The organism is Archangium sp. (assembly GCF_057119385.1).
On sequence record NZ_DBNGVP010000021.1, the window covers coordinates 1 to 9,603 of the forward strand.

Sequence of the window (9,603 nt, forward strand, 5' to 3'; positions counted from 1 at the left end):
AAGGGCCGAGGCCCCGCCGTGCGCGACGAGCACTCATGGCCTGGACGAGTGGACATGGCACACATCCAACCAAGGCATGGCTCCTGAAAACCAGGGCCCGGCCCCCCGGAAGAACATGTCTGGGCACCACCCGACAGGAGCGCGGCGCGGGGAGGGGATGTGCCGGCAAGCCATCTCCTACGAACCAGTTTCGGTAGGAGCCGAGGCCAACAACAGGCGAAGCTGCGTGCGGGCGACCCAGAGCGGAGCGGAGCGTAAACAGGTACTGGGCGCGGACCAGGACAGCCCGAGCAGCAAGCAGGGGCAGATGAGTCCATGAGCCCGCGGCTGTTCGCGGACTGCTCCTGACCGAGTGCACAGACTGCTCGCTCATCACGCCCGGCCTACGAGGGCAACAGGTTGTGGAACTGCGCCCGCCTTCCCCTCACCACCATGCTGCGGCCGAAACCGCCTCTGAGCGGAGCACTCCCTCGGGCCACTCGGGCTCAAGGGGATTTTTGAAAGGAACTCTTGGTTGAAGCCGCAGGGCGCGGGCGCCGGCTCCTGCCGCTGGCTCCCGGTGCTGTGAAGGGCGCACAGGGCTCAGGGCGTGTACACCTCCGCCGTCGCGAGGGTGTCATGGCCTGGTCCGCCCGAGGCGAGCACCTGGCCGTTGGGCAGCAGCGTCGCCGTGTGGAGGTGGCGACGCGAGGTCATGGAGTTGGTAACGCTCCAAATGCCCGTGGCCGGGTCGTATACCTCCGCCGTTGTAAGGAAGCCTCTAGTGGAGTGTCTTACAAGTGATTCGACATAGTCGTGGGGGGGGGGCCGCTGGGCTCTGCCCGGGCGAAGAACTCGGGCCGCTGCGAATCGGCCTCGGCCCCTCTATGTTGGAAAACTTGTAAGACAGTCCACTAGCCGCCTCTCCGAGAAACAGGGCCCTCCTTCTCCCTCCGGCGACTTCACCTCCGTGCGCCACGTGAGGGTGAAGTCCGCCAACAGGCCCTGGCCGAGAAAGGGGGGCCCAGGCGCCCCGGGCCTTGTCACCCCCGCGGGAGGAATGGCTCATCCTCTGACAGTCGCAGCGGGGTGGGGAGATAGGGCTCGAGCTCACCCGGCTCGAAACGGCACAGGTCCACGGCGTGCCAGAAGGCGCCTCCGAGGTCGCCCCCGCACCGGTAGTGGCCGTCGGGCCGGAAGGCGACCCATCCCTCGGGCAGATGGAGGAGCGTGGCGAGGCTGGCACCCGTCGCGGCATCCCAGAGCCGCACGGCCCCGTCATCGGCGACCGAGGCGACGGTCCTCCCATCCGGGCTGAAGGCCACGCCGAGAGCGAAGGCGCCGTGCTGCGCACGGACGCGCGGGACGCCTCCCATCACCAGATCCCACAAGCAGAGCGTGCCATCGGTCGCGACCGACGCGAGCGTCTTCCCATCCGGACTGAAGGCGAGGCTCCGGACATTCTCCTCATGTGCACCCTTGAGGGTGCGCAGGCGTTTTCCAGCGAAGACACTCCACAGGTAGATGGAGCCTTTCTCCGCGGCGGAGGCGAGGAGGACCCCGTCGGGGCTGAAGGCAACACATCCAGCGCAACTGCCCACCCAACTCTCGAGCTCCCGCAAGCACTGCCCATCGGCGATGCGCCACAGACGGACGATCCCATCGTCCGAGGACGAGGCCAGGGTCGCGTTGTCCGGGCTGAAGGCGACGCTCCCCACGGCGCCCCGATGCCCCAGCAGCACCCGCTCGGAATCACCCGAGGCACTCCAGAGGCGCACCGTCCTGTCCCTGGAGCCCGATGCGATCAGCGAGCCATGCGGGCTGAACGCCACGCTGGAGACACGCTCCGAGTGACCCCTCAACAGGAGGGCGCGCGCGTCGGCAAGGCGCCACAAGGACACGGCCTCCTCCGAAGCCGAGACGAGGAGCCGCTGGTCCGGACTGAAGGCAACGCTCTGGACGGGTCCAAGATGATCATCCAGGCGGAACACCAGCTTCCCTGCCTCGAAGTCCCACAGACACACCGTCGCGTCGGACGACGCCGAGGCGAGAAAGCCACCCATGAGGCTGAATGCAATCCCCTGGGCCACACCTGAATGGCCCCGGAGGGTGCGCACGAGCTGCCCCTCGGCGGTACTCCACACGCGCAGGGTCCCATCCTCCGAGCCCGAGATGAAGCTCCCCCCCTCCGGACTGAAGGCGAGGTCCCGGACGATCTCCGAGTGGCCGCGAAGGGTGTGCGGGGCGTTGCTCTCGGAGCCGTCCCACACCTGGATGCTGCCATCGGTGCAGGCCAGCGCGAGCATCGCGCCGTCCGGGCTGAAAGAGACCCTCGTCACGAGGCCTGGCTGTCGAGCCGACCGCCGGGAGGTTCCATCGCCGAGGGCTCTCAGCGTCACGGTATTGCTGGACGCGATGGCCAGGGTCGAGCCGTCCGGATGGAAGGCCAGGTCGAGAAGAGGAGGCGGTGCCTCGACCTTGAAGGAGTCCACGAACTGCCCATCCACGACGTCGTACAGGTACACCAGGCCCCCGACCGACGCCGTGGCGAGCCGTCCCCCATCCGGGCCGAAGGCGAGGCTCTCCAGTTGCGGCAGGCCCGTGTCCAAGGTGCGCAGGGGGCGCCCTCCAGAAGCGACGCTCCACAGGCAGAGCTTCCCGTCATTGCCGACCGCGGCGAGGAGCGCCCCATCCGGGCTGAAGGCGATCCTCCGCACGAGGGACGACGGGTTCCCCTCGAGGACTCGCAGGACGCGCCCCGAGGCCACGCTCCACAGCCGCACCACCCCCTGCGCCGAGGACGAGGCCAGCAGCTCCCCATCTGGACTGAAGGCGATGTCGAGGATGAGGTCCGCACCCGGCGGGAGTGGGGACTGTGCCTGGGGCGGTGGGGCCTCCACGAGGACTCGCAGCCCCTTGCCGGTCAGCGCATCCCACAGGCGGAGGTCCCCTCCCAGGTGACTCGAGGCGATGAGCCCGTCCCGGGGGCTGAACGCCACGGAGAGGCACGCGGCGTCCGCCATCACGGTCGGGAGGATGGCGGCGGGACCCGGCAGGGCCGCGCCGGACAGGTCCGCCCCCTCGAGCGAGTCCACCTTCGCCCCGATGAGCTTCGCCGCGCGAAGCCGGGCCCCCCTCAGGTTCGCGCCCCGCAGGTCCGCCCCCATCAGACTCGCCCCCGCCAGGTTGGCCCCCGCCAGGTTGGCCCCCCGCAACTTCGCCTGTCCGAGCTCGGCACGGGCCAGCTGGGCCTCCCGCAGATCCGCTTCGGAGAGGTCCGCTCCCACGAGCGTCATGCCCGAGAGGTTCGCTCTCGAGAGATCGGCCCCGCGCAGCTCGGCACCGGAGAGATCCTGCCCGCGCAGGTCACTCCCCGACAGCTGGGTGGACCCCCTGCTCTCGAGGACCGGCACCGCTGGCGTCACGCCCTCCTTGCGCATCCTGCCCAGGATGCGCAGGGCGTTGCGCAGCGCGACACCGCTCTCCGTCGAGAACGTCTTGCCCTGGGCCCAATCCCGCGCCTGCTGGGGACCCGCGAGGGCAATGAAGAAGTCCGCCATCAAATCGCTCATCTCGCGCTGGCTCAGCGCGAAGGCCTCTCCCTTCTCGCGCAGCTCCCGCATGGCGTGCTCGGCGACGAGCCACTCCAGCACGGACTGATGGACGAAGGAGAACCGTCCCTCCTCGTCCCGCACGAGCAGCGAGCCGGAGCCGAGTTGGTGCCGGATGACCTCCGCGTCGAGCGCATGCTCGCCTTGCGCGTTCACGGCCGCGAGCAGCTCCTCGGGCAGCTCGCTCATGCTCACCGTCCGCTCCGTGCGTCCCCAGAGCAACAGGGCAAGGTCCGTCACCGCGCTCCGCAACTGCCCCCAGCTCAGCCCCTTGGGCGCTCCGGCCGGATTGACCCGCCGGTACTCGCCCGTAATCCACTGGGAGAGGAGGAGCGCGTAGAGCTCCGCCGAGGAGATCTCCCCGGAGCGCGCCCGGGCGGCCCGGAGCTTCTCGGTGCCGAGGTCCGCGATGAAGCTCAGCATCCGCGGGTTCTCCGACAGGCCGAGCAGATCCTTCACATCCCGCAGCAGGCCCATGTACTCGCCCGCCATGGACTCGCCGCCCAGCCGCTTCAGGAGGAAGTGCTGGATCTGCTCCTCGCTGAAGCGCTCCAGCTTGATGAGCCGGTAGCCGCGCAGCACCTCCGCCCGGCGCGCCAGCTCCTGCTTGACGTCCTGGTCCGTCAGGAAGTGCTGCGTCCGGCTGGTGATGACGACCTTGGCGTCACCCCCGGCGGCCTCGATGAGCGTCTCGAAGTGTTCCAGGACCCGGTCGTAGGTGATGCGCAGCGCCAGCTCGTCGAAGCCGTCGAAGAGCAGGACGATGCGTCCCTCGCGCAGCATGTAGAGGAACTTGTCCACCTCCATGCGCCCCATGTCGGCGGCGGCGAAGTGCTGCGCGACGAGCTCGCGCAGGGTGCGCTGCTTCTGGAGCGAGCGCATTTCGATCAGCACGGGGACGAGCGCCGAGTCCTCGCTCGCCAGGCGCCGAGCCAGCTCGTGGAGCAGGAAGGTCTTCCCGGTACCGAAGTCCCCGAGGACGAGCGCGAAGCGGGGACCGGGTGACTCCAACAGCCCGCGGAGCGCGGTGAGGATGTCCTCCTGCGGCGTGGGCCCCTGCCCACCGATGCTCACCTGGGCCCGTTGGGGCACGTAGAGCGCGGGGGGGTAGATGGGATCTGCCTCCAGCCTCGCCGTCTGGCGGCGGAGGTAGGCGGAGAAGTCGATGAGCCCCTGGTACTCCGCGAAGCTCATCAGGTGGACCTGCTTGCCGTAGGCCCGGCGGGCCAGCTCCTCCGGCGCGGCATGCCCCACGTGCACGAGCGTCGAGATGACCGAGGGATTCTCCCGGTGGTAGCGGGCATGGATGCCCCGGAGGAAGGCCTCGAGCGCATCCTGCGTGGGAGGCGCATCCAGCACGGCGACCGGGAACACGCGCTGGAAGCGGTGCTGCCCCTCGAACACCGAGACCTCGAGGAAGGGGCCGAAGGGGGCGGGACCCTGGCGGCGGATGATCTCCGTGCCCTCGGGGGCGCGCAGGACACAGGCCCGCTCCACCCGGGCCAGGAAATCATCGCGGAGCTTCTCCTGGGGCTTGAGGAGTTTGTCCTCCAGGGAGCGCCCGAGGGGCCCGCGCACGGAGCCGGAGTCCGGCTCCTGGGGGCGCAGATGCTTGCGAAGGAAGGCCACCAGGAACGCCGCCGAGCCCCTGCAGGCGAAACGCCGGTAGGCATCGTCCTTGTCCTGGTCCGCGTAGTCGGAGACAGCCTTCACGATGAGCGAGCGCCGGCCGCGCCGCTCGGCCACGAAGCCGATGGCCGCGGCCTCCATCTCGACGCCCAGCACCTTGCGCACCGAGCGCGAAAGCCGGGCGAACAGCTCGGGGTCCTCCTTGACGGCCCTGCCCGTGGCCAGCGGCCCCACGTGGACACGGAAGCTGGGATCCCGGGCCTGCCCATCGGGGTCCCGCAGTTGCTCCTCCTCGACATGCGCGAGCCCGTTCTCGGTGAGCTGGAGCCTGCCGAGCGCCTTGTCGAGCAAGCCGGCCTCGCGCAGTTCCTGGATGCGATCGGCCCAACCCGGGCAGTGCGTCCTGCGCTCCGGGTGCTCCTTGGGGGAAGGCCCCTCGCCGTACTGGTGGGCCCGGAGTGTGTGGAGCAGCCATCTCCCCTGCGAGGCCTTCGACGGGGGACGCGCGTGCCGCTCCTCCCAGTCGCGCTGGAACTCCTCGGCGAAGAAAGAGGCCTTCATGCTCCAGGTGGCCTCGAGATTGTAGGTCTCAATGTCGTGGAGGAAGTCCTCCTCGTGCCCCGGGCCCCTGGAGCGCTGCTTGCCCCGGTCGTAGCTGAAGACACGGCTGGCGACGATGACGTCCCCGAGGAACACCTCGCCCCGCCGGCCCGCGCAGATGCCACACATCGCGAGGCAGGCCGGGTCGAGCTCATCGATCAACGCGCCAGCCCGCTCGGTGGCGGCGCTCTCTCCCATCTCTCCCGACCAGGCCGCGGCCAGATGGAGCAGCTCTCCGTGCTCGTTGGAGAGCTCACGCACGTGGAACGGGAAGTCGTGCCGATCCTTCGTCTCCGTCCAGGCGCTCCGTCCCGCCCCATCGACCTCGATGTCCAGCAGCGCATCGAGCTCATCCTTCAGCGCCGTCACGATCAGCACATCGATAAGGGCTTCCACCATGCGCCCCTCCTCCGCCCTACCCTAGCGCGCCCAGACGCGGCCCCGCGAGGCCGCGCCGGGCATCGTGCACGTTCCGCAGGGTCCCGAAGGGGCCGTAGGTCTTGCCGCTCGCGGTATGGAAGGTGATCTGCGAGACCTGCGCCATGCCGAAGTACGTGCCCGTGAATCCGGTGAGCGACACGATCGAATCCCCGGTGAGGTCGATCGTGGTGGGGTTTCCACCCGGGCCCCCCTCGAAGGGCGCGGTATTGGAGCCATAGCCGGGTTGAATGGCGTCGATGATGTCGCCGGAGCGCACCAGGAGGCTGGTCATGGGCCCCCAGCCACTGACCGTGGGCATGTTGTCCCAGGGCGTTCCCGGCCCCCCACCGGCCCGACGGGTCCGTAGGGCATGCCCGCGTTGAACCAGTCCAGGATGAGCTTGCACCGGATGGCCGACAGGTCACGGCTCACCGGCATGTGCAGCGGCTGGCTCATGTCCATGCCGAGGACACGCTGGAGCTTCACGCGGTTCTCCACCTTGGGAGCCTGGTTGTAGTCCGACACCGCGGGGCTGAAGGTGTAGGTGGCGAAGTAGACCTGCCCGTCGATGTAGCCTCGGGGATTGCCGGGACCCTGGCCGGTGATGGTGAGGGAGGCCTTGCCTCCGGTGACCGGCACGAGGCTCGAGGAGAGCTGCAGCTTCCCGGTAGGCGTCGAACCCGTGCGCCCCCACCAGCCCCTCCCCAGCCACACCTCGCCAGGGCAAACGTTACCGTCAGGCTCCCACGAGATCCCGCCAGGCCCGCTCTGGGAGTACCAGGTGGCGGGTTCGATTCCCGCCGCCTACATCCCCGCCTCAAGAGCCGACCCTGGCCAGGAACTGGTGGAACGGAGAGCAAATCCCATGTGCCCCCAGTGGGACCCTCCAGCGGGCGTGAGAACGGGACGAGACGGGACGGAGCGGGGAACGATTCGGTGTGAGAGCAAGGCGTTAGAACGTGTTTCGATAGGCGCCAAGCTTGACAGGCCGCTCCTCGGGCCGGGGAACTTCTGGCCTCCTACCGAAACACGCTCTACGGGAACGAGAGCACCGTGAGGTACGCGTCCGTGGCCCGGACACGGCACAGAACCTGGATGGCGATGGCGCGTGCGTTCATCCTTCCCTCCCCGTACCACACTTCCCCTGCCCCGCGCGCCCTACCTGCCCATCAACCGCTCCAGCCCGGACAAGGCCATGCGCTCCATTGTCATTCCAGCGCCTCCCGAGCTCGTCACAGGGAGTCATCTCCCGGTCAACCTGGCGATCCAGCGACGTGTCGCGTCGCTTTCTTGCATGTTCTTCATCAACGGCTCGAAGCGCCCTGCTCGAATCAACTCCACCAGTCGCTCATCCCGTGCGAGAACTTCGGCCATATCCCAGGGGAACGTCAGCTCCCTCTCCCCCGACTTCTGATAGCGCGGATGTGCGACCAGCGCTTCCAGATAGTGTGAGTAACTGTCGAAGAAGCGGTCCACGTTCGATGCCACGGGCAGGACGTGAGCATCAGGCTCATAGGTATCCACCTCTATCACGGGCTGTCTTCCTGATGCATCCGCGAGGCTCGGCACGGTGGCATAGGTATAGATATCACCGCCGAAAACAATCACGGGCTCCCCCAGCTCTTCCCACCAGTTTTCCCGCCACCACCTGTTGTTCTCCTCGAGTTTGTGTACCTGGTCATCCGACCGGTCGAGGGTCCACCCTACTCCTATCAATTCCGTGGCGAAGGCCGCGTAACCCAGGCGCGCATAGACATCTGCCAGAACCGGGTCGAAGGGGAGCCCCTCCAAGGAGCATCCAGCACGCAGCGGTTCGCGGGCAGGCGGCAAGGTCTCCACGCGCAGGTTCAATCGCAGGCAGGTATCAAACAGCCGCTCCAATCCAGGCAGGGACATGAGCGTCTCCATCGTTCTCTCCTGTCTATTCGAGGCCAGGGAATCGGCTCCGCAACTCGCGCAACGCGGCCTCCCTCGCATCGTCCACGGTCTTCACCACTCCAGGAGGCTCATCGGCGCGGTGGTACCAGGGCTCGAAATGCCTATCAATGATTTCAGCTGCTCGCCTGGCTTCATCCGTTGTCGGGTTGGGGCGAGCGGTTCGGAACCTCCCCCATAGAGAGTTGACTCTTTTATGGACGTGCTCTTTCAACATCACGAGGTTCTCCCCTGCATTGACGTTCTCATCCGGGAAGAGGTGCGCGTATTGAAGTGGCCGCCGATGGTGGATGGGAAGCTCCTTGCTCTGCTCCTCCAGGATTTTGGCGAACTGCGGGTACAGCCTGGCGTAATATGCACGAGCATCCTTTCGAAGCTCCTTCTTCAGATCGACATCCAGCGGCTCCTGGATGACTTTTTCGAGACGAACGAAGAGGCCCCGCAGCGTCTTGCGCTCGCTGCGACTCAGGGCCTGCTCGCCCTCCAGCAGCACCTTCGACCAGAGTTGCTCGAAGGCTGTCTTCTCTTCCGGCGTCAGCCGTCTGAGCGCGGTGCGCAGCCATCCGGCCACCACCTCGGGCTCGCGCCCCAGCGCCTTCGTCACCCACTCCAGTCCCTCCGTCGCGAAGAAGCCCAGGCCCTTGGCGATGATTCCCAACGCGAACCACAGCGCCAGCTCCTCCACGCCCCGCTGCGCCAGCCAGGCCGAGCCCTCCACCACCCCCTCCCGCCAGCGCAGCAGGGTGGCCTCGTGCATGGACAGGTACCAGCTCTGCCCAGGCTGAGGCGGCGGGCGCTCCACCTTCGCGGACTCCACCCGGCCTCGTGCCCGCGTCTCTCCCAGCCGGTGCTCGGCCCACAGCACCACGCGCACCGTGCGCGGGCCCAGCCCCTCGGTGAAGGGCAGCAGCACCTGGACGAGGTGCCCCGCGACCTCGGGTGACAGCGCAACGGGGCTCCCTCCTGGCCCCTCGCGCGTGCGCCGCACCTCCCGCAGCTCCCCACCGGCGAGCCGGCCGTCCTCCAGCCGCACCTCGAGCACCACCCGCGCCGCGCCACCCACTGGTACCTGCACGGCACGAATCCACTTGCCGGCCAGCTCGTGGAAGGTGAGGAAGTTTGCGGCCGGAGTACCCGGCATGCGCACCGGCAGTCTCCTGGCCTCAGAAGGCCGGGCGTCCGTGCGTGAGGCGTCGTAGTCCACCGCCCAACGCGCCTCCTCACGCCTCAGCCGCAACACCACCTCCCCCGTTCGCCCTCCCGCGTACTGGGTGAGGACGAGGCGCAGCACCCGCTCCAGCTCCTCCACTGGACGCCCCACCCCCTCGCCGCCACGCCCCTCCTCGTAGCCCACCAGCGTCAGCGCGCCCCCCTCCACCCAGAAGGTGAAGGCCAGCACCGCCCCCACCTCCTCCACCCCGCTGCACAG

At 68.1% G+C, this 9,603-nt stretch carries 5 protein-coding genes; all 5 read right to left on the reverse strand.

Features of this window, described 5'->3' with window-relative positions; translation table 11 throughout:
- Nucleotides 1-1,022: 1,022 nt before the first annotated feature.
- Nucleotides 1,023-6,218 carry a WD40 domain-containing protein gene (locus AC16DP_RS05145; protein WP_329728050.1) on the reverse strand — a complete coding sequence of 1,732 codons (5,196 nt, stop codon included), beginning with the start codon at nucleotides 6,216-6,218 and terminating at the stop codon, nucleotides 1,023-1,025.
- Between the two features lie 16 nt (nucleotides 6,219-6,234).
- Nucleotides 6,235-6,531: a jacalin-like lectin gene (locus tag AC16DP_RS05150; RefSeq protein ID WP_329728051.1), complete on the reverse strand. Its 297-nt coding sequence runs from the start codon at nucleotides 6,529-6,531 to the stop codon at nucleotides 6,235-6,237.
- On the reverse strand, nucleotides 6,528-6,878 hold the full coding sequence (locus AC16DP_RS05155) for a hypothetical protein (protein ID WP_329728052.1): 351 nt from the start codon (nucleotides 6,876-6,878) through the stop codon (nucleotides 6,528-6,530). The genes AC16DP_RS05150 and AC16DP_RS05155 overlap by 4 nt, the downstream gene beginning before the upstream one ends.
- A gap of 603 nt (nucleotides 6,879-7,481) precedes the next feature.
- Nucleotides 7,482-8,147 carry a hypothetical protein gene (locus AC16DP_RS05160; RefSeq protein WP_329728053.1) on the reverse strand — a complete coding sequence of 222 codons (666 nt, stop codon included), beginning with the start codon at nucleotides 8,145-8,147 and terminating at the stop codon, nucleotides 7,482-7,484.
- Nucleotides 8,148-8,160: 13 nt separating this feature from the next.
- A partial coding sequence (locus tag AC16DP_RS05165) for a hypothetical protein (protein ID WP_483956643.1) occupies nucleotides 8,161-9,603 on the reverse strand: 1,443 nt, incomplete at its 5' end.

Excerpts from the sequence above, each read along its gene's own strand:
- AC16DP_RS05145 (WP_329728050.1), bottom strand. The coding sequence starts at position 6,218 with ATGGTGGAAGCCCTTATCGATGTGCTGATCGTGACGGCGCTGAAGGAT.
- AC16DP_RS05150 (WP_329728051.1), bottom strand. The coding sequence starts at position 6,531 with ATGACCAGCCTCCTGGTGCGCTCCGGCGACATCATCGACGCCATTCAA.
- AC16DP_RS05160 (WP_329728053.1), bottom strand. The coding sequence starts at position 8,147 with ATGGAGACGCTCATGTCCCTGCCTGGATTGGAGCGGCTGTTTGATACC.